General features: G+C 62.5%; 24 protein-coding genes. 14 read left to right on the top strand and 10 right to left on the bottom strand.

The annotated features are described in order from the left end of the window. Window positions 1–170: 170 nt before the first annotated feature. From dxs to M1D88_RS10215, 9 genes are all read left to right on the top strand, one after another. Complete coding sequence (dxs, locus tag M1D88_RS10255) at window positions 171–2,144, top strand: 1-deoxy-D-xylulose-5-phosphate synthase (RefSeq protein WP_458114391.1); 1,974 nt, start codon at window positions 171–173, stop codon at window positions 2,142–2,144. Continuing rightward, window positions 2,141–2,701, top strand: coding sequence for a DUF402 domain-containing protein (locus tag M1D88_RS10250; RefSeq protein ID WP_458114390.1), 561 nt, complete (start codon window positions 2,141–2,143; stop codon window positions 2,699–2,701). The genes dxs and M1D88_RS10250 overlap by 4 nt, the downstream gene beginning before the upstream one ends. Then, window positions 2,698–3,258, top strand: a complete 561-nt coding sequence (locus M1D88_RS10245; RefSeq protein ID WP_458114389.1) for a hypothetical protein — start codon at window positions 2,698–2,700, stop codon at window positions 3,256–3,258. The genes M1D88_RS10250 and M1D88_RS10245 overlap by 4 nt, the downstream gene beginning before the upstream one ends. 33 nt (window positions 3,259–3,291) lie before the next feature. Further along, complete coding sequence (locus tag M1D88_RS10240; protein ID WP_247044842.1) at window positions 3,292–3,519, top strand: helix-hairpin-helix domain-containing protein; 228 nt, start codon at window positions 3,292–3,294, stop codon at window positions 3,517–3,519. Between the two features lie 56 nt (window positions 3,520–3,575). After that, entirely contained in the window at window positions 3,576–4,553 is a 978-nt protein-coding gene (locus M1D88_RS10235; RefSeq protein ID WP_458114388.1) for an aldo/keto reductase, read from the top strand. Further along, window positions 4,553–5,602: a nucleoside hydrolase gene (locus M1D88_RS10230; protein ID WP_458114387.1), complete on the top strand. Its 1,050-nt coding sequence runs from the start codon at window positions 4,553–4,555 to the stop codon at window positions 5,600–5,602. The genes M1D88_RS10235 and M1D88_RS10230 overlap by 1 nt, the downstream gene beginning before the upstream one ends. 65 nt (window positions 5,603–5,667) lie before the next feature. Then, a complete protein-coding gene (locus M1D88_RS10225) occupies window positions 5,668–6,486 on the top strand; it encodes an ECF transporter S component (RefSeq protein WP_458114386.1) in 819 nt (272 codons plus the stop codon). A 3-nt stretch (window positions 6,487–6,489) separates the two neighbouring features. Beyond that, window positions 6,490–7,272, top strand: a complete 783-nt coding sequence (locus M1D88_RS10220; protein WP_458114385.1) for an energy-coupling factor transporter transmembrane component T family protein — start codon at window positions 6,490–6,492, stop codon at window positions 7,270–7,272. Next, a complete protein-coding gene (locus tag M1D88_RS10215) occupies window positions 7,269–8,834 on the top strand; it encodes an ABC transporter ATP-binding protein (RefSeq protein ID WP_458114384.1) in 1,566 nt (521 codons plus the stop codon). The genes M1D88_RS10220 and M1D88_RS10215 overlap by 4 nt, the downstream gene beginning before the upstream one ends. 75 nt (window positions 8,835–8,909) lie before the next feature. Here the strand turns inward: M1D88_RS10215 and M1D88_RS10210 are convergent, their stop codons facing one another. From M1D88_RS10210 to M1D88_RS10170, 9 genes are all read right to left on the bottom strand, one after another. Further along, on the bottom strand, window positions 8,910–11,093 hold the full coding sequence (locus M1D88_RS10210) for a 3-hydroxyacyl-CoA dehydrogenase NAD-binding domain-containing protein (RefSeq protein WP_458114383.1): 2,184 nt from the start codon (window positions 11,091–11,093) through the stop codon (window positions 8,910–8,912). Next, on the bottom strand, window positions 11,090–12,388 hold the full coding sequence (locus tag M1D88_RS10205) for a thiolase family protein (protein ID WP_458114382.1): 1,299 nt from the start codon (window positions 12,386–12,388) through the stop codon (window positions 11,090–11,092). Before M1D88_RS10205 ends, M1D88_RS10210 begins: the two co-directional genes overlap by 4 nt. Window positions 12,389–12,552: 164 nt before the next feature. Then, on the bottom strand, window positions 12,553–13,908 hold the full coding sequence (locus M1D88_RS10200; protein ID WP_458114381.1) for an HRDC domain-containing protein: 1,356 nt from the start codon (window positions 13,906–13,908) through the stop codon (window positions 12,553–12,555). A gap of 52 nt (window positions 13,909–13,960) precedes the next feature. Beyond that, entirely contained in the window at window positions 13,961–14,614 is a 654-nt protein-coding gene (locus tag M1D88_RS10195; protein WP_458114380.1) for a DUF3000 domain-containing protein, read from the bottom strand. A gap of 61 nt (window positions 14,615–14,675) precedes the next feature. Further along, window positions 14,676–15,725: a threonine aldolase family protein gene (locus M1D88_RS10190; protein WP_458114492.1), complete on the bottom strand. Its 1,050-nt coding sequence runs from the start codon at window positions 15,723–15,725 to the stop codon at window positions 14,676–14,678. Window positions 15,726–15,921: 196 nt separating this feature from the next. Next, complete coding sequence (locus M1D88_RS10185; protein ID WP_458114379.1) at window positions 15,922–16,644, bottom strand: SDR family oxidoreductase; 723 nt, start codon at window positions 16,642–16,644, stop codon at window positions 15,922–15,924. Further along, window positions 16,641–18,041 (bottom strand): DUF6421 family protein, encoded by a 1,401-nt coding sequence (locus tag M1D88_RS10180; protein ID WP_458114378.1) that lies wholly within the window; start codon window positions 18,039–18,041, stop codon window positions 16,641–16,643. The genes M1D88_RS10185 and M1D88_RS10180 overlap by 4 nt, the downstream gene beginning before the upstream one ends. 166 nt (window positions 18,042–18,207) lie before the next feature. Continuing rightward, the gene (gene msrB, locus M1D88_RS10175) at window positions 18,208–18,648 is read right to left on the bottom strand and encodes a peptide-methionine (R)-S-oxide reductase MsrB (RefSeq protein WP_458114377.1); all 441 of its coding nucleotides are present in this window, start codon (window positions 18,646–18,648) and stop codon (window positions 18,208–18,210) included. A gap of 14 nt (window positions 18,649–18,662) precedes the next feature. Continuing rightward, window positions 18,663–19,154: a hypothetical protein gene (locus M1D88_RS10170; RefSeq protein ID WP_458114376.1), complete on the bottom strand. Its 492-nt coding sequence runs from the start codon at window positions 19,152–19,154 to the stop codon at window positions 18,663–18,665. Between the two features lie 96 nt (window positions 19,155–19,250). Here M1D88_RS10170 and M1D88_RS10165 point away from each other — a divergent pair, with 96 nt between their 5' ends. The 5 genes from M1D88_RS10165 to M1D88_RS10145 all read left to right on the top strand — a co-directional run bounded on the left by M1D88_RS10165 (window position 19,251) and on the right by M1D88_RS10145 (window position 24,610). Continuing rightward, a complete protein-coding gene (locus M1D88_RS10165; protein WP_458114375.1) occupies window positions 19,251–20,564 on the top strand; it encodes an alpha/beta hydrolase family protein in 1,314 nt (437 codons plus the stop codon). A gap of 128 nt (window positions 20,565–20,692) precedes the next feature. Then, a complete protein-coding gene (locus M1D88_RS10160; RefSeq protein ID WP_458114374.1) occupies window positions 20,693–21,634 on the top strand; it encodes a dihydrodipicolinate synthase family protein in 942 nt (313 codons plus the stop codon). Window positions 21,635–21,723: 89 nt separating this feature from the next. Further along, entirely contained in the window at window positions 21,724–22,749 is a 1,026-nt protein-coding gene (locus M1D88_RS10155; protein ID WP_458114373.1) for a TRAP transporter substrate-binding protein, read from the top strand. After that, window positions 22,746–23,327 (top strand): TRAP transporter small permease, encoded by a 582-nt coding sequence (locus M1D88_RS10150; protein ID WP_458114372.1) that lies wholly within the window; start codon window positions 22,746–22,748, stop codon window positions 23,325–23,327. Before M1D88_RS10155 ends, M1D88_RS10150 begins: the two co-directional genes overlap by 4 nt. Beyond that, window positions 23,327–24,610 (top strand): TRAP transporter large permease, encoded by a 1,284-nt coding sequence (locus tag M1D88_RS10145; protein WP_458114371.1) that lies wholly within the window; start codon window positions 23,327–23,329, stop codon window positions 24,608–24,610. Before M1D88_RS10150 ends, M1D88_RS10145 begins: the two co-directional genes overlap by 1 nt. 41 nt (window positions 24,611–24,651) lie before the next feature. On the opposite strand, the gene M1D88_RS10140 is transcribed toward M1D88_RS10145, so the two are convergent. Further along, window positions 24,652–25,665 (bottom strand): LacI family DNA-binding transcriptional regulator, encoded by a 1,014-nt coding sequence (locus M1D88_RS10140; RefSeq protein WP_458114370.1) that lies wholly within the window; start codon window positions 25,663–25,665, stop codon window positions 24,652–24,654. Between the last annotated feature and the right edge of the window lies 1 nt (window position 25,666).

Here is a 25,666-nt window from a genome sequence, read left to right as displayed (position 1 = left end):
GCGCACCCAGCTGAGTCCCCAAAAACGGGGGAAACAGAGTGAGCGCAGAGCCGCACCACCGAAGGCCCCGGCCGGTCCAAGACCGCCGGGGCCTTCGGCTGCTGCGGCACGCCGCTTGAGTCCGAGGCGTTAGAGTTAAACGGCATGTCTATCATCCGAAGGAGGGGCCGTTGGGTATTTTGGAAACCATCCGGGATCCGCAGGACCTGAGTAAGTTCTCTGGCGAGCAGTTGGAACAACTGGCGTCAGAAGTCAGGAGTTTCCTGATCGGCAGCGTCTCACAGACCGGCGGCCATCTCGGTCCCAATCTTGGAGTCGTGGAGCTCACCATTGCCGTGCACCGGATTTTCGACTCCCCCCGCGACAGCATTGTTTTTGATACCGGACACCAGTCCTATGTCCACAAGCTGCTGACCGGACGCCAGGATTTCACCACACTGCGCCAGGAGGGCGGCCTCTCCGGCTACCCGGACCGCGCTGAATCCGAGCACGACATTGTCGAAAGCTCCCACGCATCTTCTTCCCTCTCCTGGGCCGACGGAATTTCCCGCGCCCGGCAATTGACAGGCCAAGGCGACCGTTACGTCGTCGCGGTAGTGGGCGACGGCGCCCTCACCGGCGGCATGGCGTGGGAAGCCATCAACAACATTGCCGCCGACAAGCGCCGCCGCGTGGTGATCGTTGTTAACGACAACGGTCGCTCCTATGCAGCTACCGTGGGCGGCTTCGCAGACTACCTGGCGTCGTTGCGTCCCACCATCGATTCCTTCCGCGCTGCGCCCGCCTACGAAGGCGCCATGGACTGGTGGAAGAAAAGGCTGCAGAACGGCGGCTCGCTGGGCCAGTTCACGTACCGGAGCCTTCATGCCATGAAGAAGGGCGTTAAGGACTGGTGGGCCCCGCAGGGCATGTTCGAAGACCTCGGCATGAAGTACATCGGCCCTGTTGACGGCCACAACCTCCAGGCCATGGAGCACGCCCTCTCGACCGCCAGGAACTACGGGGGACCGGTCATTGTGCACGCCATGACCGAGAAAGGCCACGGCTACGCTCCCGCCCGCGCCCACGAGGCTGACCAGTTCCATGCAGTCGGGATCATCGACCCTGAAACAGGGGAGCCCACGGATCCCGTCGGAGCCAAGTCCTGGACCTCCGTTTTCGCCGACGAAATCGCGGATATCGCTGATGAGAGGCCGGACATTGTCGGCATCACCGGCGCCATGCTCATTCCCGTCGGGCTGCACAAATTCGCAGAGCGGCACCCGGACCGGGTCTTCGACGTCGGCATCGCTGAACAGCACGCGCTGACATCTGCTGCCGGAATGGCCTTCGGCGGGCTTCATCCTGTTGTGGCCGTCTACGCCACCTTCCTCAACCGTGCCTTTGACCAGCTGCTGATGGACGTTGCACTGCACAAGGCAGGCGTCACCATCGTGTTGGACCGCGCTGGAGTCACCGGCCCCGACGGGGCAAGCCACCACGGCATGTGGGACATGGCCATGGTGCAGATCGTTCCGGGACTGCACCTTGCTGCCCCCAGGGACGCCACGCGGCTCCGTGAGGAGCTCCGTGAGGCCGTGGCCATCAACGACGCCCCAACTGTGGTCCGGTACTCCAAGGGCAGTGTGGGTGCCGAGGTAGAGGCTATCGAGCGGCTTAGCGACGGCGTGGATGTCCTGGCTCGCCGCCCGTCCGGCTCCACAGAGAACGATGTCCTGATTGTCAGCGTCGGCGCCATGTCCGAACTTGCGCTCGATGTCTCCAACCGGCTCGGTGCCCAAGGCATCAGCTCTACTGTTGTGGATCCCCGCTGGGTGCTTCCCGTCCGCCGGTCCATCGTGGCCTTGGCGGCACGGCACCGCCTGGTGATCTGCATTGAGGATGGCGTTCGCGCCGGCGGTGTGGGTTCGCGGATCCGGCAGGAGATGCGTGCGGCCGGAGTGGACACCGCACTGAACGAGGTTGGCTTGCCTGTAGAGTTCCTGGATCATGGCTCACGGAGCCAGGTCCTTGCCCGCGTGGGGTTGACTGCCCAGCAGATAACGCACGACGTCGTGGCTCAGGTTCTGGGGACCAAGGTGCCTTTCGCGCGTCCGCTTCCCGGCCAGGAACACCCCACTACCGGCAGCCTGCCGAAACTGTGACACTCCACGAGCGCATCCCCCCGGACAGCGTCCAGGGGGGGGACCTGGTAGTGGCCAGAAACCGCAAGTGGGACGGTGGTGCCCACTGGGTGGTCCCGGGCACCTATCTGGGCGAGGACCCGCACGGCTGGTGGATCTTCCAGCCCGCCGGTTCCTTCTGCTCGCGCCCTGGCGCGGCTTTCCACGCGCAGTCTGACGCCGTGCTGCTGGTTCCACGGGCAGGCGAGTATGTGGCCACATTTTATGACGACACGTACCCCGGGGACTTCAGGGTGTACGTCGACTTGGCGCTTGAGCATGGGTGGACCAGCATCCGGCCCGGGACGGTCGAGTTCCACGTTATCGACATGGACCTGGACGTCATCAGATCAACCAAACGCGGCGTCTACGTGGACGACGAAGACGAATTCGACGAGCACCGCGTCAGGATGGACTACCCGGCTGACGTCGTCGAGCTCCTCCTGCGCGAAACCGAACAGCTTTACCAGGCCGTGAAGGCACACCACGCACCATTCGACGGCTCGGCCGTGGAATGGTTCAAGAAGGGACGGGCATGAGCGGAATCATCCGGGTTTATAAGCGCGACGACGAGGGAATCCTGAATTTCAGGGAGGCCTGGTTCGATGAGGACTACAGCCAATTGGTCATGAACTACGGCGTGGTGGGCCACCAGAGCAAAACCGAAGAGACAGACGTCGCCGATGCCGAGGCGGCCGAGGGACTCATGGCAGCCTTCGCCGCCCAGTGCGGAGAGGACGGATATGCGGAAATCCCCGATGAGGAGCAGTTCTGGGTGGTGGCACAATATGCCCTGAAAACCAAGGACGGCACCGACCGGGACCGTTATCTCGAGGAGAAGGCCAAAGACGCGCTCATCAGCCACCTGGCCTGGCGGGGGCTCGGCATTGTGGACCGGTCCGAATTCGGGAACTCGAAGCTTAATATTTTCTGCCTGTGTCCCGATGTGAACAAAGCCGTAAACGCCATCAAGGTGTGCATTCGCGGCGAAGATCTGGACTTCACCAAGCTCAGTATCGGCGCCGCCCCGTTCACTGATCCCGAAGCTTTCAGGCTCAAGCACTCGCCCAAACCGGCTTCGGGCTTTACCCTCTAATAGGGGGTATCAAACCACTGGAAGGGATCTGTTATGACGCCAAAATCCATCCAACCAGGCCACACACCACTGCCTCAGGGCATAGGTGCCCCGGCACGAAGGGCCCTCGCCCACGCGGGCGTGGTAACCCTGGAGCAGGTAGTGCAGTTCGGTCACACGGACCTGACAAAACTGCACGGGATGGGCGTCAAGACTATGGCCCAACTGGAAGATGCAATGGACGAGCACGGACTGACGTTCCCTTCCCGCCAAACGGGCTGAGCACCCCGCCGCCACACGTTGGGCGGGCATCCGGGCCGGCGTTATAGGGTGAATTCATGATTCAATATCGCCGGCTTGGAGCCTCCGGACTCACTGTCTCCGTCGTGGGACTTGGCTGCAATAATCTGGGACGGGCAAACACCCTGACCGAATCCCAGGAGGCAACAGACGCCGTCGTTCATGCCGCGCTCGACGCCGGGATCACCCTTTTCGATGTCGCCGACGTCTATGGGCGGGATCCCGGCCTCAGCGAGACGATGCTGGGCAAGGCATTGGCGGGCCGGCGGAACGACGCCATAGTCGCCACCAAATTCGGTCTGGACATGCGGGGCGCCAACGGCAAGGACTTCGGTGCCCGGGGCTCCCGCCGTTACATCGTCCAGGCGGCAGAGGCTTCCCTCCGCAGGCTTGGAACGGACTGGATCGACCTCTACCAGTACCACACCCCGGATCCGCTTACTCCCATTGAGGAGACACTTGCCGCCTTGGACCGCCTCGTCACCAGCGGCAAGGTGCGGTATATCGGCCACTCCAATATGGCCGGATGGCAGATTGCCCAGGCCGAATACGTGGCACGGAGCCTGGGCGGAGCGCGCTTCATCTCCACGCAGAACCACTACAACCTGCTGGACCGAAGGGCCGAGCTCGAGGTCATCCCGTCCGCGCAGGCCTTGGGCCTCGGCGTATTGCCATATTTCCCACTGGCCAACGGCCTCCTCACCGGGAAGTACGGTCCAGGCGATGCCCCGGAGGGTTCACGCCTGAGCCATACCCGGACCCATCTGGTTCACGAGGCCGACTGGGACCAGCTCAGCAGGTTCAGCATGTTTGCCGCGGAACGGAGCCTCAGCGAAGTCCAGGTTGCTTTCTCATGGCTGGCGGCGCAACCGGGAGTGGCAAGCGTGATTGCCGGTGCCACCAGGCCTGAACAAGTCCGCGAAAACGCAGAAGCCGTTGCATGGGTGCCCTCGGCCGGGGAACGCGCTGAACTGGACGACATTTTCCCGCTCACCCCAAAGGTTGCCCTCTTCTGATGCGGCAGCTCCTGGTTGACGTTGATACCGGCATCGACGACGCATTGGCGCTCGTCTACCTGCTGTCCCGCCCTGAAGTGCACATTCGGGCCATCACGTGCACCGCGGGAAACGTCGGTGCCCGGCAGGTGGCCCTCAACAACCTCGCACTGCTCGAACTTTGCGGCGCCGAGGACATCGAGGTAGCCATCGGAGCAGAGGTGCCGCTGGAGATTCCGCTTCGCACCACGGAAGAGACCCACGGCCCGCAGGGGATGGGCTACGCGGTGCTGCCTGCTCCGGCCCGGAAGATCTCCCAACGGCATGCTGTGGATATCTGGGTGGAGGAAGTGCGTGCCCATCCCGGTGAGATCACCGGCCTTATCACCGGACCGCTGACAAATTTCGCGCTTGCCCTTCGCCGCGAGCCGGAGCTGCCTCACTTGCTCAAGGGTCTGGTGATCATGGGCGGATGTTTCAACTATCAGGGAAACACCACGCCCACCGCCGAATGGAACGTCTCGGTTGATCCGCACGCGGCCAAGGAGGTCTTCGCCGCCTACCGGGGCGTTGCCCAGGACAAGCTGCCGATAGTCTGCGCCCTCGAGTCCACGGAACGGATTGAGATGCGGCCCGAGCACGTCCGGCGTTTGGGGGAAGCCGCCGGAGTGCCTGAGCCAGAGCTGGTACTGCCGGAGCAGCCGGAGGGCCAACGCAGCCAGTCAGCTAATCCACTTGTGGCGTGCTTGTCAGATGCCATCCGCTTCTACATGGAGTTCCACCGCCTCTATGACCAGGGGTTCATCTCCCACATGCACGATGCCTTCGCCGCTGCGGTGGCGGTGGGACGGACAGAGTTCAGCACCAGGCCGGCAACCGTTCATGTCGAAACCGATTCCCGGCTGCTGATGGGCACCACGGTGGCAGATTTCAGGGGCATCTGGGGCGAGCCGCCGAATACCAGGATCGTCTCGGGCAACAACCCCGCGCAGTGCTTTGATGAGCTGATCAGTTCCGTGGGCCGGCTGGCGGCGAGCCGGTATCATGGTACCCGCGCCGAGGTGACATAGGCGGATCGTTGTGCCCTGCCAGTACCCGGAATCCCTGCGTACCGGCCCCAGCCAAAGGAACCACCATGTCGCAGCAGTCCCTTACTCTTCCCGCTCCTGGTGCGGCGGCGGACAAAAAACGCCGCCTGCTTGAGCTTCTGGGTGCCGCTTCCATCGCGGCCACCTTTATTTTCCTGGTCCTTGCCCAGCCGTCGGATATCGCCAACGGCGTGGGGAGTGCCTCCACCCTCGTGGCCTTGGGCGGATTCCTCCTCGGGGCGATCCTGCTGATCCTGGGCGTGCTCCCGACCCTGCCCACGTCCACGCTGGTCCTTATCCCGGTTGCGCTGGTCCTGAACATTGCCTTGGGTCAGATCATGGGCACCACCGGCCTGCCCTTCTACTTCGATGCCATCGGCACCGTACTGATAGCTGTCCTGGCCGGACCGGCGGCCGGAGCGGCCACGGGGGCTTTGAGCAGCATCGTATGGTCCTTCTTCAACCCGACAGTCCTGCCGTTTGCGGCAGGAGCAGCCCTCATCGGGTTCCTGGCGGGCATGGCGGCCCGTTACGGTTTGTTCCGCCGCTTCTACCTGGCTCCGGTTGCGGGATTCGCCACAGGCATCATCGCCGGTGTGGTCTCGGCTCCCATCGCGGCGTTTGTTTTTGGAGGCACTTCCGGAGCCGGGACCGGTGCAATTGTCAGCGCTTTCCGTGCCATGGGGGACACCCTCCTCGCAGCGATCACCAAGCAGGCCCTGATCTCAGATCCGATGGATAAGGCCATCGTGTTCGCGATCGCCGCCCTCCTGGTTTACGCCCTGCCGCGCCGGGCCACCTTCCGCTTCCCGTTTGTGCGCCGCTTCAAGGTCCTCGCCGGCAAGGCCCCGGTAGCCGCTTCCTAGCCCGTGCTTTCCCGCCTCAATCCACTCACCACCCTCGCTGCTTCCGGCGCCGCGGTCACCCTCACGATGGCGGCGTCGAACTGGCCGGTGTCCGTTGCTGTTGTGGCGGCTACCCTCGGTGCGGGCGTGGGCGCGGGGGTCCTGCGCCGGGTCCTCGCTGCCTCCGCCGTCATCCTCTTGCCGCTCTGGTTCTCCCTGCTGGTACTGCACGGACTGTTCTTTCCTGAGGGTCGCACCGTCCTGGCGGGATGGGGACCGGCCCGCATCACAGTTGAGGGGCTGGCGTTCGCCCTTGAGATGGGAACGCGGACCACAGCCTGTGTCCTGGTGCTGTTGCTGTTTTCCTTCGTAGTGAACGTTCCGGAGCTTGTGGCGACCATGACCACTCGCAGGATCCCGCCGCAGTTCGGCTACGTACTCGCATCCACGCTCACGCTGGCCCCGGCCATCACGGATCAGCTGACCAGGATCCGGCAGGCCCAGGAAGCCCGCGGATTGGTCCTGGGTGGCAGCCTGCTCCAACGCCTCGCCGCTGCACGTTTGCAGATGGTTCCGTTGGTCCTGGCACTCATCCAGGACGCAGGGGAAAGGGCCCATGCCCTTGACGCGCGCGGGTTCAATTCTCCAGGCCCCAGGAGCACGTATCGTGAGGTCGCCGATTCCCGGGGGCAGCGGACATTCCGCCGTACAGTTCTGGGGCTGGCTGCTGCGGCCGTGATCCTGAGGCTGGGAGCTTCCTGGCTTGGCGTGCCGGTTCTTCCCCCGCCGTTGGAAGGAAACGCATGACGACGCCGGTTCTGGACGCCTGCATCGAAAGTTTCAGTTTCCATGGGGAGACAGCACCGGCTGTGCATGGCGTAGGCCTCACGGTGCAGGCAGGCACGCTGACGTCGGTGCTGGGCGGGGCCGGCAGCGGCAAATCAACGCTCGGCAGGCTGCTTGCAGGCTGGCTCAGAAGTGGTGATGGCCAACTGAAGGGACGGTTGACGCTGAGCGGGGACGGCGTGCCCAATGGTGCCCAACGGCTTGACTTCGCCGGAACCGAGGACGACCCGAGGATCAGTCCCGCAGCATGGTCCAGGCACGTGGGCTATGTGTCCCAGGACGCCGCTGCGATGCTTTCCGGGATTCGTTCCACAGTGGCGGAAGAACTCGCATTCGGGCTGGAAAACCGCGGCATGGATCGCGATAACATGCATCGTCGGGTAGCTGACGTGGCCGCGCAAACAGGTCTTTCCCCCCTGCTCGACAGGGACCCGGGGAGCCTTTCCGGAGGCGAGCTGCGGCGCCTTGCCATCGCCTGCTGCGTGATCACAGACCCGGCGGTCCTCATCCTGGATGATCCCTTGTCCTCCTTGGATGGCGAGGGCGCCGAACTGATTCGGGACCTCATCGCGGGGCTGGTTGCCCGGGGGACCGCCGTCGTCCAGTTCGGACAGGTGGCGGGCCGCCTTTTCCTCCAGGCCACCCACTGCCTGGTGCTCGACGGCGGTACGGTCGCTGCCCAAGGTATGCCGGCTGACGTGCTACTCAGCCGGGGCCTGGCAGAGTCGGGCGTGGTGGTGCCATCGGAGGCAGTGCGCCACGGACGTTGCCGTCCTGAAGCGACGGCCCCGGAACCGGAATACGGGAGCGCCGCGGCCGCGAACAAGGTTTCCCCCGGAGCCGGAACCGGAGCGTCCAGACTGAGCTTCCGGAACGTCACTTATTCCCTGCCCGGCGGGCAAGGCGGGCAAGGCGGGCACCGTGCCGTCCTGGCCGAAGTGGATCTGGAGGTAGGACCAGGCCAGACTGTGGCCATTACGGGGCCAAATGGAGCCGGAAAATCCACGCTGCTGCGCCATATCAACGGGCTGCTGCGTCCTGAGCGCGGGGAAGTGCTGGTGGGAGGACTTCCCATCAGGGGAAAATCCACGGGGGTCATTGCCGCAGACGTCGGCCTGCTCTTTCAGCATCCGCGGGACCAACTGTTCGAGCGGACCCTGGTGCGGGAAGTGGCTTTTGGGCTTGACCGACTGTTTGGTGCCGAAGCGGAGGTACGTGCCATCCAGGCGCTGGAGGACGTGGGCCTGGCAAGTGTTGCCTCGGCCCATCCCCACGATCTGCCGGCGTCAGGCCAGCGCCTTCTTGCCCTGGCCACGGTTCTTGCGCGGCAGCCCGCCGTCATCGCCCTGGACGAACCAACGGTGGGATTGGACCGTCACGGCCTTGCCCACCTCGAAAGAGCCCTCGACGCGGTCACACTCCGGGGTGCTGCTGTCCTGATCGTCACGCACGATCTCGCCTACGCCAGGACAGTAAGCCGGCGCGTGCTCAGGCTGCAGGCTGGAAGGCTCCACGAAATTTAGGAGCCTCCCACCCTGCATCCACGGTCCATTCGACCGGTCCTTTAACCGTCCTAAGACTCCTGGTATCCCTGGGCGTCAGGCGGGACGGGAAGCAACCCCGGGTGCGAGGAAGCGCTTGTCATTGACCCGCTCGGAGGCGCCAACCCGGTCAAGATACGGGGTGATACCGCCCAGGAACATGGGCCAGCCGGCGCCCATGATGACGCACAGGTCGATGTCCTCCGGGCCTGCCACCACTCCTTCGGCAAGCATGAGCCCGATTTCCTCGGCAAGGGCGTCCTGGGTGCGGCGCAGGACTTCCTCGGCAGTGGAAGGGGAGGAGCCAAAGGACATCAGGGCCAGCGTTTCCGCCGGGATGACCGGTTTGCCGTCGGGGCTCGTCTTCTCCGAACCTGGCGCCCAGATGGATTTTATCCCGTTGTCGATGAGCTTCTGCAGGTTCTGCGACACGGCAAAACGGTCACCGAAGGCGGCATGCAGCGATTCCTGGACATGTTGCGCAACAGGCAGGCCCACCATGGCCCCCAGGGTGAAGGGAGTCATGGGGAGGCCCATGGGCCGCAAGGCGTTGTCAGCGACTTCGGCAGGCGTTCCTTCATCGAAGGCAGCGGTTACTTCACCCATGAGGCGCAGGAGGATGCGATTGACGACGAAGGCAGCCGCGTCCTTGACGAGGACGGCGGTCTTCTTCAGGCCCTTGGCGAGTTCGAAGGCGGTGGCCAGCACGGCGTCGTCGGTCTTGGGTGCGCGGACAATTTCCAGCAGCGGCATAACGGCCACCGGGTTGAAGAAGTGGAAACCGACCAGCCGCTCGGGGTGCAGCAGGTCCTCAGCCATGGCCGTGACGGACAGTGAGGACGTGTTTGTGGCAAGGATGCAGTCCGCTGAAACGATGGCCTCCACTTCCGCAAAGACCTGCTTCTTGACGTTGAGTTCCTCAAAGACGGCTTCGATGACGAAATCAGCGTCGGCGAAGGCTTCCTTGGAAACGGAACCGGTCACCAGGGCCCGGGTACGGTTCGCTGCGTCGGGACTGATGCGCTTCTTTTCCAGCAGCTTGTCCACTTCGGCGTGGACGTAGCCTACGCCCTTGTCCACCCTGGCCTGGTCGATGTCCGTCATAACAACAGGCACCTTGAGTTGGCGTGCGAACAGCAGGGCCAGTTGGCTGGCCATCAGCCCTGCACCCACCACACCGATCTTGGTCACGGGACGGGCCAGTTTCCGGTCGGGAGCGCCTGCGGGGCGCTTGGAACGCTTCTGAACCAGGTCCAGGAATGCGTACACCGTGGACCGGAATTCATCGGTCTGCATGAGGTCTGCGAGCGTATCGCACTCCAGCTCTGCCGATTCCTGTTGCTGCATGGTGCGGTTGGCTTCCATGATGTCCAGGACTTTGCCGGGCGCCGGGGAAGCGTTGGATGTTTTTGCCTCCACAAAAGAACGTCCTGCCGCCACGGCGGCTTCCCAGCGTCGGGCAACATCCGGGTCAGCGGTGTTGACGGCGTTGGACCGTTCAGGAGTGACCTCGCCTGAGATGACTCTCGCTGCCCACGCAATGGACTGTTCCACAAAGTCGGCAGGCTCGAAGATGGCATCCGCTACGCCCAGTTTGAAGGCCTCGGGTCCGGAAAGGCTGCGATTGTTGCTGAGGGGGTTCTCAATCATGACCTTGACGGCATTTTCCGGGCCGATGAGCCGTGGCAGGAGGTAGACCCCTCCCCAGCCAGGGACCAAGCCGATGAAAGCCTCCGGCAGGGCGAGTGCCCCCGCACCGGTGGAAACTGTGCGGTACGTCGATTGCAGGGCAATCTCGAGCCCGCCGCCCAAGGCGACACCATTGATGAAGGCGAAGCTTGGAACGCCCAGATTAGCCAGCGTGGCGTAAACGTCGTGGCCCAGTTGGGCCATCCACAAGCCATGTTCCCTGCTGTCCAGGGATTTGACGGCGGAGAGGTCCGCGCCGGCGACGAGGTAGTACGGCTTTCCGGTAACCCCGACGCCGACGATCTCACCGCGGGCTGCGCGTTCCCGCAGGCCCTCAAGAACCGTACCGAGTTCCACAAGAGTGTTCGGTCCCAGCGTGGTGGGCTTGGAGTGGTCGAGCCCGTTATCAAGGGTCACCAGGGCGAACGTGCCTGGACTTTCACGTCCTCCATTTCCTGCTGCAGGCGGCAGTTGAATGTCCTGGACGTAGGAATGGGTGACTGTCTCGTTCGGAAAAAGATTGGCAAGCTTGCGGAAATCTGCGGCGCTCATGCTGCGGCTCCAGTCTCAGTAGTGGTGCTGGTTTCTTCAGTGTGGGCGTCATTGCCGGGACGCGCTCCGCTGTAGTTGGCGTGGTGCGGATTCTCCCAGATAACCGTCGCCCCCATGCCGAGGCCGATGCACATAGTGGTCATGCCGTAGCGAACAGAGGGGTCCTCCTCGAATTGGCGTGCCAGCTGGTTCATGAGCCGGACTCCGGAGGAGGCCAAGGGGTGACCCACGGCGATTGCACCGCCATAGCGGTTGACCCGGGGGTCGTCGTCGTCCATCCCGAAATGGTCCAGGAAACTGAGGACCTGCACCGCGAAGGCCTCATTGATTTCGAACAGCCCGATGTCATCAATGCCCAATCCTGCGTTCTTGAGGGCCTTTTCAGTGGCAGGGACAGGTCCGATGCCCATCACCTCGGGCTCGACGCCGGCGAACGCATAGGTAACAAGGCGCATCTTTACTGGAAGGCCCAGTTCCTCAGCCGCATCGGACGAAGCGAGGATTGCTGCAGTTGCGCCGTCATTGAGTCCGGCAGCATTGCCCGCCGTTACCCGCCCGTGGGGACGGAAAGGCGTCCGCAGCGAGGCGAGGTCCTCCAGTGAGGTGCCCGGGCGTGGCGGTTCGTCGGTGGAGTGGAGAGTCCAGCCTTGGCCCGGTTTCATCGTTGCCACGGGGACCAGGTCTGGCTGGATCTGGCCCTTTTCGTAGGCTGCTGCCAGTTTGTTCTGGGAGGCGACGGCGTAGGCGTCCGTCCTGTCCTTGGTGATGGCGGGGAAGCGGTCATGCAGGTTCTCCGCTGTGTTGCCCATATTGAGTGCAGCCGGATCCACCAGCCGTTCGGACATGAAGCGGGGATTGGGATCAGCCCCTTCACCCATGGGGTGGTTGCCCATATGCTCCACACCGCCGGCGATCACGACGTCGTACGCGCCGAAACCGATGCCGCTTGCAGTGGTGGTGATCGCCGTCATGGCGCCGGCGCACATACGGTCTATGGCGAATCCCGGGACGGTCCGCGGCAGACCGGCAAGCAGGGCCGCTGTCCGGCCAATGGTGAGGCCTTGATCGCCTGTTTGGGTGGTGGCTGCGATCGCCACCTCATCTATGCGGGCTGCCGGCAGCGAAGGGTTACGCCGCATAAGTTCCCGGATGCACTTTACGATCAGGTCGTCCGCGCGGGTGCCGGCATAGATGCCCTTCTCTCCGGCGCGGCCGAATGGTGTGCGGACACCGTCCACAAACACTATGTCCCTGATGTTCCGGTTGATCCGCGGATTACCGCTGCTTTGGCTCACGTGCTACTCCTCATCGAGACATGGGTGCCGCGGCACTGGTCCGGGCCGAAATGGCCACAGGCAGCAGTGAACCGGGCGACAAGTGAAACCCATGTTACTCGTGAGTAACTTAGCTTGCAAGGAGGAGTGGCCTTAGCGGGCCGCCGCTGGACGCTCAGCCGTTATCAGGCCACTGCGGGACCGTCTGTGTTGCCTTTTACAGCCGGGCCTTCCTTCGGCTCCTTGAAAGGCAGGGGCTGAGGATTGAGGAATGCTTCGGTGATGAGTGGCGACACGATCCCCACCTGCCATTCACGCGCGCCGAGCCTGCGAAGCTCTTCGGCGATAGAGGACTCATCCATCCCGGCCGGGGGGCGCCATGCCACCCGCCGCAGGTAATCGGGAGTCAGCAGATTCTCCACCGGTAGCTTGAGCGTATCGGCCGCCTCCTGCAGCAGGGGCCGGGCGGTTGCAAGCCGCTGGGCCGCCTCAGGATCCCGGTCCGCCCAAACACGGGGAGGTGGCGGCGCATTGGTTGGCAGGTGCAGGGGAGGGAGTTCCTCAAGGTTCCTGGCAATGCTGATGCAGCGAAGCCAGCGCGGCGCTTCCCGTTGGGCAGCCCGGCCATGGAAACCCTTGGTTCCCAGCAACTGCGGCACTGTCGAGGGCATGGCTTTGGCTGCAGCAACCAGCGCTGAGTCAGGGAGGAGCCGGCCGGGGGCAACGTCGCGCTTGCGTGCCAGTGAGTCCCGTTCCACCCACATTTCCCTGACTGCGGCGAGCTGCCGGCGGTCCCTGATCTGGTGAAGGCCGGAGGTTTTGCGCCAAGGGTCAATCCGCGGCGGCGCCTGGCCGTTAGCTAGGATGGCGGCGAATTCCTGTTCCGCGAATTCGAGTTTGCCGTCTGCCTCGAGCAGGTCGATGAGCTCTTCCCGCAACTCCGTGAGCACTTCCACGTCCAGTGCCGCATACCTGAGCCATGGTTCGGGGAGAGGCCGTGTGGACCAGTCCGCGGCCGAGTGTTCCTTGGCCAGGCCAAAGCCCAGCAGCTGCTCGATGACGGCGGCAAGGCCTACCCTTGGGAGGCCCGCCAGCCTGGCCGCCAGCTCAGTGTCAAAGAGTTTGTCGGGCCACATGCCCAGTTCCGAGAGGCAGGGCAGGTCCTGGCTGGCCGCATGCAGGATCCATTCGACCCCCTGCAGGGCGTCGTTGATGATCCGGAGGTCCCCAAACGGTTCCGGGTCGATGAGCCAGGTTCCGGAGCCTTCGCGGCGGATCTGGACAAGGAAGGCGCGTTGCCCGTAGCGGAAGCCTGAGGCGCGTTCGGCGTCGACTCCGGCAGGGCCCGTACCGGCGGCTATCGCGGCGGCACAGCGTTCCAGGCCGGCGGGGGTTTCAATAACGAGCGGCACCCCGTCACGGGGGGAGTCAAGATCTATGACTTCCGGGACGAGGCTGTCGAAGCCTTCCACCGTGATGTGCGGGTTGATGTCAGCAGCCGGGACGCCGGCTGTGGTGTGTTCCGGAATGTTAGGGGTCATGATTCCAACAGTTTACCGACAACGCACGGCCGGATGTCCTGCGCCCTCTCCATCACTGCCAATGGGTCCGCCTGCGTGGCAGGGCAGACACGCCGTCGGGCAGTGGCGGGAGGCCTGCAAAAGTACACACCATGTCCGACCACGCCTCCAGATGGCTTCGGACGTCCGACGAGGCGGGGGTCCAGGAGGCCCGGAGTTCGATATCGATTGACTCCCGGCGGTCAGCGAGGGTGCCGAAGCTTTCGGACAGGACGCGGGTGGCAGTTCCCCCGGCAGCACGGTAGGGCGCACGGTGGTTTTCGAGGGCCTCTACCAGCCACGTCCAGGCCACGGAACCGAGCATTTCGTCGTTTCCCATTTCCGGTTCCAATTGGGCTCGGATGTACGTCACGATGCGGAATTCCCCGTCCCAGACAGCGGAGCCGTCGGGGTCGTAGAGGAGGATAAAGCGCCCGGTGGCCAGTTCGTCGTCGGGCTCCTCGCCGCCGGATGCCCTTGAAAGGGCTGCGGCAGCCGGTCCATGGATCGACGCTGGTCCCGGACGATGGCTTGGCGCCATGACTTCGGCGCCCAAGGCAACAGCGTAGGGTGCCAGCCGTGAAGGCGCGGGGATCTCATCGAGCCGAAGTTCACTTCTGCAACGAGCTTTTCTAAGGGTCCCCAGAGCGTGGAGAAACTCTGCAGGAACCTGGGCGAGTGCGTTCACCTTCGCAGGGTACGCAAGGGCCGCAGCATTTTCCTGCAGGCTCGCCGTCGTGGTTCTTTGATCAACCGGCAGTCAACTCCCGTTTGATGGCGGCGATGAAGGAGTCCACGTCTTCTTCGCTGGTGTCGAATGAACACATCCATCGGACCTCCCTGGTTGCCTCGTTCCAGTCATAGAACCGGAAGGATTTCCGCAGCCTGTCCGCCACTCCTGCAGGAAGGACAGCAAAGACCCCGTTGGACTCGGTTTTTTGGGTGGGTTCGACGCCGTCAATATCCTCCACCCCAGCGCGCAACCTCGTTGCCATTGCGTTTGCATGGGCCGCCGACCGAAGCCACAGATCGCCTTCCAGCAGGGCAACGAACTGCGCGGACAAGAAGCGCATCTTGGACGCGAGCTGCATGTTCATTTTGCGGAGATAGATCAAGCCGCTGGAAGCTTCCGGATTCAGCGACACCACCACTTCCCCGAAAAGCAGACCGTTCTTAGTTCCGCCAAACGATAGGATGTCCACGCCGGCGTCGCGCGTAAAGGCCCGCAGCGGAACCTGGAGATGGGCTGCCGCATTGGCAAGGCGGGCTCCGTCCATGTGCAGCTTCATGCCCTTGGCGTGGACGTGATCGGCAATGGCCCGGACCTCCTCAGGCGTGTAGCAGGTCCCCATTTCAGTGGTTTGGGTGATGGACACGGCCAGCGGCTGCGCGCGGTGTTCATCTCCCCACCCCCACGCCTCGCGGTCGATGATCTCGGGAGTCAATTTGCCATCGGCCGTGGGCACCGCGAGCAGCTTAATGCCGCCCACCCTCTCCGGGGCGCCGTTTTCATCCATATTGATGTGGGCCGTGGCGGCACAGATCACTGCGCCCCAGCGGGGCAGGAGGGACTGCAGGGAGAGAACGTTGGCCCCCGTTCCATTGAAAACAGGAAAGCATTCAATGCCCTCACCGAAGTGCTTCTCCATCAGCAGCTGAAGCCTGGCCGTGTAGTCATCCTCACCGTAGGAGACCTGATGCCCGCCGTTTGCCGCTGCCAGCGCTGCCAGGACTTCAGGGTGCACACCGGAGTAGTTGTCCGAGGCGAAGCCGCGCACCGACGGGTCATGCAGCTGCATCTGCCCCGGTTCCTGACCCGCGGTTGAAGCTTCGGCGGCGGCAGAGGCGGGAGAAGTCTCTACTGTGGATGTCATTGCTTTGGTCACACTTTCATTTTAGGGATGCGCGGGGAGGTCTGTCCTCGAAGGTGCCTCCGAGGACAGACTGTGAGAAAGGCAGTCAGAAAAGGGCCGCCGCGTCAGGGAAGGACAGCAGTCAGGGAACCAGCAGGAGTTTCCGTCCGTTTAGCTCCACGGCGTCCGTGCGGAACAGGTCAACGGCGGCGGCAGCGAGGTCCCGGACGTCAGTGAAGCCAGGGAAGGTGCGCTGCGGCGCTTTTTGGCGCATGGCGTCGTCTACCAGCGCCTTGACCACAAACACGACGGCGGCACTGCGGAGACCGGCGTTCTCGTCCTTATCTGCTTCAAAGCCCTGGGCAATAGCCATAGTCCAGGCTTCAGCCGCCGCTTTTGCCGCCACGTAGTTTGCCGTTGCGGCGGTGGGGGAGTTCACTGCGGTGGATGACACCATGGCGAAGCGGCCTGTGTCCGATGCTGAGAGGTCGTTGTAGAACACCCTGGAAACGTTCCGGAGCGTGGTCACGGCACTGCGTTCCAGGAAGTCCCAGTCCTCGTCCGTCTGAGTGGTGATGCCCTTGGCGCCGCGCCATCCGCCGACAAGGTGGATGACGCCGTCGATCCCGCCATGGGCCGTCGTGACATCCGAATGCAGTGCCTGGACCTCTGCCAGGTTTACGAGATCACAGACGAGGGGGATGACCCCCTCGCCCGCCTGGGCAGCTGCAGCGACAATCCGTTGTTTGTCAGAGCCCACAGTGAGGACCCTGAAGCCGGCGTGCCGCAGGGCCTTGGCAGTCGCCACCCCCGAGGCTCCGCTGCCGCCAGTGACCAGTACCTTCAGGGTGCGTCCGGATCTCATAGGGCGTTCAAAGCCTCCGTGCTGGATGTGATGGTGGACGTCCCCGTCATTCCGGCAGTCGATTCGATGATGGGCCGCATCTTCTTCTCCAGGGCTTCGTAGAACATGGACAGGGGGAATTCGTCGTCCAGCACCTGGTCGGTGAGTCCACGGGGTGGCCCGGCGAGTGGCAAAGCTTCCGGCCCCTTGGCCCAGACAGATGCGGGGTTAGGAGTCACGGTACCGGATACGAGCTCATAGGCTGCCAACCAGTGTGCTGTTTTGGGGCGGTCGATGGAGCGCCAGTACAGCTCCTCAATCCGGAGCCCCAGCTCGATGACCACCTGGGAGACTTCATCCCAGTCGATGCTGAGGCTGCTGTCGGTCCAGTGCAGCACCCGGTGCTGGTGCATCCAGGCAAAAAGGAGCTGCCCGCCGAGGCCGTCGTAGTTGCGGACACGGCTGCCGGTGATGGCGAAGCGGAAAATCCGGTCGAAGATCACGGCGTACTGCACGAGCTTGGCATGCCTACGGGCTTCGGGGCTGGCTTTTTCGTCCTTTTCAATCTTTACGGACTCGCGGAACGCTGTAAGGTCACAGCGCAGTTCTTCCAGGGAGTACAGGAAAAACGGCATCCGCTGCTTGATCATGAAGGGGTCGAAGGGGAGGTCGCCCCTCATGTGGGTCCGGTCGTGAATCAGGTCCCACATCACAAAGGTTTCCTGCGTCAGTTGCTGGTCTTCCAGCAACTCCCTGGCTTCTGGCGGAAGCTCCAGCGAGGTGATTTGGGCGGCGGCCCGCAGCACCTTGCGGAACCTTGCGGCTTCCCGGTCAGCAAAAATTGCTCCCCACGTGAACGTGGGTGTTTCCCGGACGCCGACTGTTTCCGGGAACAGGACAGCTGAATTGGAATCGTAGCCGGGGGTGAAATCCAGGAAGCGGATGGGAACAAAAAGCCTGTTTGAGTACTCGCCGCCCTCGAGGTCGGCGATGAACTCCGGCCAGATGACCTCGATCAGCACGGCCTCGACGAGACGGCTGCTGCTGCCGTTCTGCGTGTACATGGGGAAAACGACCAAATGCTGAAGCCCGTTTTCCCGGTGCTGCTGCGGCTGGAACGCCAGCAGGGAATCGAGGAAGTCAGGCACGCCAAAGCCTCCGTCTGCCCAGGCATCGAAGTCCTGTGCGAGGAGTTCCAGATAGGCCGCGTCGTGGGGGAACGACGGCGCCAAGGCCGTGATGGCGCCGACAATAACAGCAACATGAGCCGCCGCTTCAGTGTGGTGGGCCCCCTCAGGAACGGAGCCGTCCATTGCCTGCAGGGACTGCAACGCTGTGGCTGCAGTCTTCAACCGGACCCATTCCGGGTGCGCGGCAGTGACGATCGTGTCCTGGCTGGTGATGACGGGAATGCTCATGGTGGCAGTGGCCTCTCTGGTCGCTGGTGCTTCTACGGCGAGCGTAGCAACCAATCAGAGGCTCTAATCCAAAAAGCCATCAAGCATAAGAGAGTCTTGGGCAAGGCACAGAGAAAGAGTCATCCAGATCAAGCGCGAAGCTGGCTGAAACCGGGCCGGCTACTCTTCAGCCCTGTTCACTATTGACCAACCGCAGCGAAACTGAGTTGATGCAGAAGCGCTGGTCCGTGGGAGTTTCGTAACCCTCGCCCTCGAAGACGTGCCCCAGGTGCGAATCACAGGTGGCACAGCGCACTTCGACCCGGTCCATTCCCATGGTGCGATCGTGGATGTACCGTACTTTTCCCTCCGCCAAGGGAGCCCAGAAGGAGGGCCAGCCGCAGTGTGAATCGAATTTTTCCTTGCTGGTGAACAGTTCCGTTCCGCAAGCCCGGCACTGGTAGACGCCCTCGGTGTGGGTATCCCAGTATTCGCCGGTGTAGGGCCGCTCGGTTCCGGCCTGGCGCAGCACCCGGTATTCTTCGGGCGAAAGTTCCCGGCGCCATTCCTCGTCGGTCCGGGCCACAACGGGCGCCTCGCTGTTGCCGTGGTCTCCTTGAGTGCTCATACTTTGGTCAACGTCTAGGAGTCGCCGATAAATCCCGAACCTGCATAGAGATGGAGCACAGGCAGTCCCAGCCTGTCCTGCGCCTTGTTGGCCCAGTCCGTGTGGAAAGTGTCAGCTATTGCGTGCGGACGGGTAATCACCACAGCTTGGCTGGCACCGAGTTCCTTAACCTTGGACACAAGTCCGTCGACAGCGCGGCCGTCCACAACCTCGCCTGTCACGCCCGCGCCCACTCCTGACAGAGCGGCAAGGGATACAGTAAGGGTCTCAGCGGCCTCTGCACGTTCAGACTCGGGATCGGGAGTGTGTGCTGTCAACTCCCGGAAAGCCTTGGCGATCTCCAGCAAGGACAGGTGCTCGAGGAAATCTACGAGCATATGGCGCTCGGTATTGGCCGGAACAAGCACCACCAACGGAATATCACCGCCGTCCACAAGGCGTTCAATGTTGACGCGGTCATCCGCACCCAGCGGTTCTTCCGTCATGATGACGATCGGATCGTTCATGACCTCAGCCTAGTCCGGCCGCATCATCGCCGCAGTACATACGGCTGCGGCATGTCCGGAATATGTCAGATGTGAGTTAGCGGTAAGAATGGTTGCATGGCATTCCCGATGCGCCGCCCGGACACCTCCCGTACTTCGCTGCGCGCATTACTGACCCCTTCAGTAACGGGAACCGCGACGACAGGATCGAAGTCGCTCGGTGCCAAGTGGGCTCTGGGGGGAGTCATTGCAGGTTCCGGCCTGGCGGGTCTGATGGGGGCTGGTTCCTCTGCCCTCGCCCTGTATTTCGCACGGAGGGTGATCACCCCTGCCCGGATCCGTGACGAGAACCAGGAAATCCTTGCCGTCATTCGCGAAGGCAACCAGCAACAGGTCATCCTCGACGCAACTGATGACGCCATTGTGGAAGGGGTTTACGGACTCTTTTTCGACACCGGCCGCGGCCATGCCCGGATCGGCAGGATCCTGTCGTATTCGCCCGCAGAGCGCACGGTGCTTCGCGAAGTGGAGGCGGTGTACAGTGGTGACCTTGCCACTGCCCGGCGTGGCTGGTGGAGCGGCGTTGCCTACCCCGATCCCGCCGCTATCGGCCTCCCCTCAAAGGAGGTGCTGATTGATGTCGACGGCGGATCAGCGCCGGCCATCATGGTTCCGGCCGGGCCGGCAACGGACATCTGGGCCATCATGGTGCACGGCCGGGGAGCTACCCGGCAGGAGGGATTACGGGCCGTCCATACAGCGAGGGAGCACGGCCTGACCAGCCTCCTGATCTCCTACCGGAATGACGGCCTGGCACCGTCGGCACCGGACGGACGCTACGGGCTCGGCTCCACGGAATGGCGCGACGTCGAGGCCGCTATTACTTATGCCCTCTCCAATGGCGCCAAAGAGGTGGTCCTTTTCGGTTGGTCCATGGGTGGGGCGATTTGTCTTCAAGCCGCCGATTTATCGCGGTACCGGCACCTGATCCGTGCCATGGTCCTGGATGCTCCTGTCATCAACTGGGTGGAGGTCCTGGCGCACCATGCCCAAATTCATCGGATACCGTCCGGCGTCGGCCGGTATGGCCAGCTGATGATGAGCCACCGCCTCGGACGAAGGCTTACGGGACTCGCGGCTCCGGTGGACCTGAAAGCCATGGACTGGGTGGCGAGGGCTGTCGAGCTGCGGACGCCCACCCTCATTATTCACAGTGTGGACGATGAGTATGTGCCCTACGGACCTTCGGCAGAGCTCGCCGAGAAGAACCCCGAGATGGTCACCTTCGAAAGCTTCAGCCGGGCCAGGCACACCAAGGAATGGAACGTTGATCCTCAGCGCTGGGAGTCGCTGGTTTCGGCATGGCTACGGCAGCAGCTGGCGCCCAGGACGAACCCGGGAGTAATAGTTCCGGGAGCCGTAGGGCCATAAGGGGCTGGCCCTAAGGCACGGCCTTAGGGGCGGTGGCCGGAGGGACTAAGGGGCCCTCTTGACAGTGCGCACACGCTGATAGGTATCCTTTTTTCAATCCGCACAATCGATTGCGCTGAGAGAGGGAAGTGAGCGTGGAACAGGTCAAGCTGGAGGGCGTGGTCACTGCTGTCGTGACGCCTTTTAACGACGACGAATCATTGGATCTCGCCTCGCTGAGGTCATACGTCGATCACGTCGTGAACGTTCCGGGAGTAAACGGGATTCTCACTTGTGGGTATTCGGGTGAGGTCACGAGCCTCAACCGGGAGGAGCAGTTGCAAGTTGTCCGTGCAGTCGCCGAGGTGGTCAATGGCAGGATTCCAATCCTGACGGGAGTGGAACCCACGTCAACTAAGGACACCATCGCCTTCGGCAATCAGCTCAAGGATGCCGGGGCGACGGTGCTCCAAATCAACACGCCGTTCTACAACATCCTTCGGCGGGGGTTCATCAACAATGAAGACGTCGTCGTGAAGTTCTTCCAGGACCTCGCGGAGGGCATCGATATGCCAATGACAGTCTTCCAGTATCCGGTGTCGTCCGGAGTCAACTACCCGGCAAAGACCATTGCCCGCCTGGCCGAGATCGAGCATGTTATCGGCATCAAGGAAGCAACGTCCATGGAGACCTACGAGGCCGACTACAAGGCTGTGGAAGGCAAGACGGCAGTTTTTGCTGATAACAACACGTACACCCTGCTTGGCATGCTGCTGTATGGATCGCAGGGATCCATGGTGGGCATTGGAAACGTTGGCGTTCACCTGTGGACCGAGCTCTACCGACTTGTATCAAGCGGGGAGCACACGGCGGCCGTCGAGCACATGAACTCCAAGATCGTGCCTCTCATCAACACTTTCAGCCGGGACCTGGGGCAGACCAAATTCTCTTTCATCGCCCGGGTGAAGGAGGCGCTCGTTCAGATGGGGCTCATTCCAGGGGGAACAACGCGGGCACCCGAGCCGGCCGTCACACCGCAGGACAAGGAAGAGGTTCGTTCAACGCTGATCAAGGTAGGTCTGCTCACCTGAGCGTCGCGTCCGCCGTCGACAACCGGCTGGGCGAACCCTCATGAGCACCTGTGAATCGTCTACACGGATCAAGTGCAAGGAGAGGAACATTGCGTACCAGAAAACGCGGCATTGCTGCAGCGATGCTTGCCGCCACAGCCCTCGTTCTCACGGCATGTCAGGGCGGCGCTCCCGGAGGGGGCAACTCTGAGGAGATTCGCGAGCGGAAGCTCGTCTTCGCCCTGATTACTCCAGAATCATTCCCCTATTTTGACGGCGCCGAAAAGTTCAAGCAGGTAGTGGAAGAGAAGACCGGCGGCAAGATCACCGTTGATGTCTTCGCTGGCGGACAACTGGGCCAGGAACGTGATATCAACGAGTCGATTTTGGATGGTTCGATCCATATCGGCGTGGGCGCCGGAGCGCTCGCAACTCTGGCGCCCGTGATGAACCTGCTGGAACTGCCGTTCCTGATCCAGGACCAGGCCCACATGCAGCGCATCGTTGACTCGCCGGCCGCCGATCAGCTTGCGGAGCGTATCCGCAACGAAGGCCGATTCCATGTGCTCGACTGGTTCAGTACGGGAGACAGCTCCATTCAGACTGTGGATGTCCCGATTAATGAACCCTCCGACCTTAACGGACTAAAGCTGCGGTCTATCGAGAACCCCGCGCTGACCGACGCGCTCAGGGCGTTGGGTGCGAACCCCACGCCAATGCCCTACGGGGAGGTCTACACCGGGATCCAGACCGGGGTCATCGAAGGTGCAACCCTTGACTGGGGCTCCGTCAACTCACTGAAGCTCTTCGAACTGATCAAGCATGCCACTGCTCCGGAGGCGGCATTCCTCGCGGAACCTCGTCCGGTGATAGTTTCGGCAGATTTCTGGGACACGCTGAACCAGGCTGAGCAAGACGCTATCTCCGAGGCCATGACCGAGGCAGCCACCTACGAACGCCAGTTCTTCGTCAACCTGCAGGAGGACGCCATCGCAGCGGTCAAGGGCGCCGGTGTACAGGTTTCCGAGATCAATGAGCAGGCCTTCCTTGAGATTCTCGAGCCCGTCTGGAACAAGTGGGCAGCCGATCTGGATGCAGAAGAGATGCTGAAGACCATCCGGGATTTGAGGGAATGACCTTAGAACCTGCCCGCAAGGCCGAGAGCGGAAGCGACCCACCCTCCCGGTCCACCCCCGGGGCACGCGTGGTGAAGGGTCTGGATCGGGTTCTCGGCCTGGTGGACCAGGTCCTGCTCTGGGTCTGCAGCCTGCTATTCGTCGGCGTCGTGGGTGTGGTGCTCTCAGCGGTCTTTTTCCGGTATGTCCTCAACGCCTCACTGAGCTGGGGCGAAGAGCTGGCCCGATACCTCTCAATCTGGCTGGTATTCCTGGGGCTTGCCTGCGCACACCGGCGCAGTGAGCACCCCGCGCTCCAATCCCTGCTCGGCAGGATCCCCGGTTTCAGCCCCGAGGTAGCGAGGAGGATCGGCGAATTGATCACGGTCCTCGTGAGTTTCGCTGTGGTTTGGTACGGGGCCGAGGGGACAGCTGCCAATTTCGATCGGAATCAGGTGAGCCCGGCGTTGCAGATCCAGATTGCGTGGGCCTATCTCGCAATTCCGGTGGGGTTTGCACTAATGGGTTTGCAAGGGATTGTCCGCATGTTCTCGACGGTACCTCCTCCGCCTGCCGACCCTGAATTGGAGGAGATCTGATGCCTGGCATTTTGATTGGCGGATTCGTTGGCCTGATGTCCCTGGGTGTCCCGTTGGCGATTGTCATCATCGGAACCGGCCTCATCTACATCATGCTGGCAACCCCTGCGCCGTTGACTGTAGTTGCACAGCGGCTGTTCGTGGGAATGGACGATTTCACTCTGATGGCCATTCCACTGTTCGTTCTCGCCGGCTACCTCATGAATGAAGTCGGGCTTACCGAGCGGCTCGTCCGGCTTACGCGGTATCTCCTGCGAAAGATTTACGGGGGACTGGCCCAGGTCGCCGTACTGGTATCAATGGTCTTCGGCGGAGTCAGCGGTGCTGCAGCAGCCGATCTCGCGGCAGTTGGCATCACCATGATTCCCGAGATGCAACGGGACGGATATAAGCGGGAGTTCTCGGTGGCAACGATTACGGCCGCTTCCCTCATGGGTGCCGTTATTCCGCCCAGCATCCCGTTTATCATCTATGGCGTCCAAAGCCAGACTTCCATCGGGGACCTGTTCATCGCCGGCATCATCCCTGGAATCCTGATCGGTGTCACCGTCATGATCACCAACTTCGTGCTTCTGAGGCGGCAGGGCTTCGTCACCCCGAAATTGCGGCCCGACCAGGTGCTGGAGGGAAAAGACCTGGCGATTTCTGTCCGTGACGCGCTCATTGCGCTCTTTATGCCCGTACTCATCATCGGCGGCATCCTCGGAGGAATCTTCACCCCAACCGAGGCGGCGGCGGTGGCCGTTTTCTACGCTCTCATCGTGGGCCTGGTGTACCGCACACTGAACGTGGAGAAAGCCCTCCATGTGCTTCGTGCATCGGTGATCATGACCGCCACCGTCATGATCATCGTGGCCTCGTCGTCCGTGCTGAACTGGGCGCTGGCGTATTCGAGGCTGCCGGGCCTCGTAGCGGAACTGATGTTGTCGATTACCGACAGCCAGACCGTGTTCCTCCTGATTGCGCTGATTGTGTTGCTGCTGGTCGGAATGCCGCTGGACCCGGTTCCTGCCATCATCATCGTTACCCCTGTGCTGTTGCCCGCCGCAATCAGTTACGGCGTTGATCCCGTGCACTTCGGAGTCGTCACCGTGCTCGCGCTCACGCTCGGACTGGCCACTCCGCCTGTCGGAGCGAGTCTCTTCGTGGCCATGTCCATCAGCAAAGTGCCAATGGGACGCCTCTCGGTGGCCGTCACGCCATTTATCATCGCGCTGCTGGCACTGACAGTCCTCATTACCTTCGTGCCCCAGATCTACAACTGGCTCCTGGTTGGGGGATAACCCCTGCCGTGTATCAGCTTCCTCCAATATGTCTGGTCACGCTAGGAGCGGGAGAACAGTGACGACTCCCTGGGAATCAGCTCGGGAGCTTTTACGATCGATTCGACAGGCTCACCGTTCATCAAAGCCAGGAGAAGGTCGACGGCGGCGCTCCCCATGTCCAGCAGGGGAACCCGGACGCTCGTGAGGGGGATGGGAAGGAGCGAACTGACTTCCGAGTCGTTGTAGCCAACCACTGCGATATCCTCAGGGACAGCGAGTCCTCGTTGGCGCGCGGTGGCCATGGCGGCGAGTGCACTGATGTCATTGACCGCAAAGATAGCTGTCGGGCGATCGGGGAGGCTCAAGAGTGCTTCAGCAGCATCGCCAGCCGACCCGGCATCGAAACGGCCCTCCTGCGTCAATTCAGGATCGAGGGGCAGGTCTGCTTCCTCCAATGCACGCCGATAGCCGCGCGCGCGACTGTCCGCTGTGCTGACGGTCAGCGGACCGCTGATGTGGCCAATGCGGTGATGGCCCTGGTCAATGAGGTGGCGGGTCGCGAGGTAGCCGCCAAGTTCGTCGTCGCCGGTCACTGCCGGGTAGGCGCCGGACTTGCGGTTGAGCAGGACGAACGGAACACCTCGTCGCTCTATCTCCGCCAGGTATTCGTCATGGATCTTTGCAGTGGCAAGGATGAGGCCGTCCGTTCGTCTGTCCATCAAACCCTTGATCGCGGCATTGCCTTTTCCTCCGACCTCCGCTCCCGCCGTCAGTGTGTCATAACCGAACTCCGTCGCCCGGATCTGCGCGGACTCAAACATCTGGGCGAGCACATAATCGGTGAAGCGGGGAATCGCGAGTCCGATCATCATGGCCCTCTTGGTACGCAGGCTTTGCGCCCACGGGTTGGGTTCGTACCGCAGTTCAGCCGCGGCTTTATGGATGCGATCAACCGTTTCCTGCGGTATCCGCGACTCCTGCAGGCCGTTGAGGGCTCGGGAGACGGTAGAGGGATGCACGCCTGCCGCTTCCGCGATGTGCTTGATTGTCGTCTTGCGATTAGTTGATTCCATG

This window comes from Arthrobacter sp. R1-13 (assembly GCF_054161475.1).
Note: the sequence above shows the minus strand (reverse complement) of the source record. Positions and strands in the feature narration are given on the sequence as shown.

What these genes read in the sequence shown, in the direction of transcription:
- M1D88_RS10200 (WP_458114381.1), bottom strand. Translation starts at nt 13,908, where the DNA reads ATGACCCCTAACATTCCGGAACACACCACAGCCGGCGTCCCGGCTGCT.
- M1D88_RS10245 (WP_458114389.1), top strand. Translation starts at nt 2,698, where the DNA reads ATGAGCGGAATCATCCGGGTTTATAAGCGCGACGACGAGGGAATCCTG.
- M1D88_RS10190 (WP_458114492.1), bottom strand. Translation starts at nt 15,725, where the DNA reads ATGCAGCTGCATGACCCGTCGGTGCGCGGCTTCGCCTCGGACAACTAC.
- M1D88_RS10170 (WP_458114376.1), bottom strand. Translation starts at nt 19,154, where the DNA reads ATGAACGATCCGATCGTCATCATGACGGAAGAACCGCTGGGTGCGGAT.
- M1D88_RS10150 (WP_458114372.1), top strand. Translation starts at nt 22,746, where the DNA reads ATGACCTTAGAACCTGCCCGCAAGGCCGAGAGCGGAAGCGACCCACCC.
- M1D88_RS10225 (WP_458114386.1), top strand. Translation starts at nt 5,668, where the DNA reads ATGTCGCAGCAGTCCCTTACTCTTCCCGCTCCTGGTGCGGCGGCGGAC.
- M1D88_RS10185 (WP_458114379.1), bottom strand. Translation starts at nt 16,644, where the DNA reads ATGAGATCCGGACGCACCCTGAAGGTACTGGTCACTGGCGGCAGCGGA.
- M1D88_RS10140 (WP_458114370.1), bottom strand. Translation starts at nt 25,665, where the DNA reads ATGGAATCAACTAATCGCAAGACGACAATCAAGCACATCGCGGAAGCG.
- M1D88_RS10210 (WP_458114383.1), bottom strand. Translation starts at nt 11,093, where the DNA reads ATGAGCGCCGCAGATTTCCGCAAGCTTGCCAATCTTTTTCCGAACGAG.
- M1D88_RS10145 (WP_458114371.1), top strand. Translation starts at nt 23,327, where the DNA reads ATGCCTGGCATTTTGATTGGCGGATTCGTTGGCCTGATGTCCCTGGGT.
- M1D88_RS10235 (WP_458114388.1), top strand. Translation starts at nt 3,576, where the DNA reads ATGATTCAATATCGCCGGCTTGGAGCCTCCGGACTCACTGTCTCCGTC.
- M1D88_RS10180 (WP_458114378.1), bottom strand. Translation starts at nt 18,041, where the DNA reads ATGAGCATTCCCGTCATCACCAGCCAGGACACGATCGTCACTGCCGCG.
- msrB (WP_458114377.1), bottom strand. Translation starts at nt 18,648, where the DNA reads ATGAGCACTCAAGGAGACCACGGCAACAGCGAGGCGCCCGTTGTGGCC.
- M1D88_RS10240 (WP_247044842.1), top strand. Translation starts at nt 3,292, where the DNA reads ATGACGCCAAAATCCATCCAACCAGGCCACACACCACTGCCTCAGGGC.
- M1D88_RS10230 (WP_458114387.1), top strand. Translation starts at nt 4,553, where the DNA reads ATGCGGCAGCTCCTGGTTGACGTTGATACCGGCATCGACGACGCATTG.
- M1D88_RS10215 (WP_458114384.1), top strand. Translation starts at nt 7,269, where the DNA reads ATGACGACGCCGGTTCTGGACGCCTGCATCGAAAGTTTCAGTTTCCAT.
- M1D88_RS10165 (WP_458114375.1), top strand. Translation starts at nt 19,251, where the DNA reads ATGGCATTCCCGATGCGCCGCCCGGACACCTCCCGTACTTCGCTGCGC.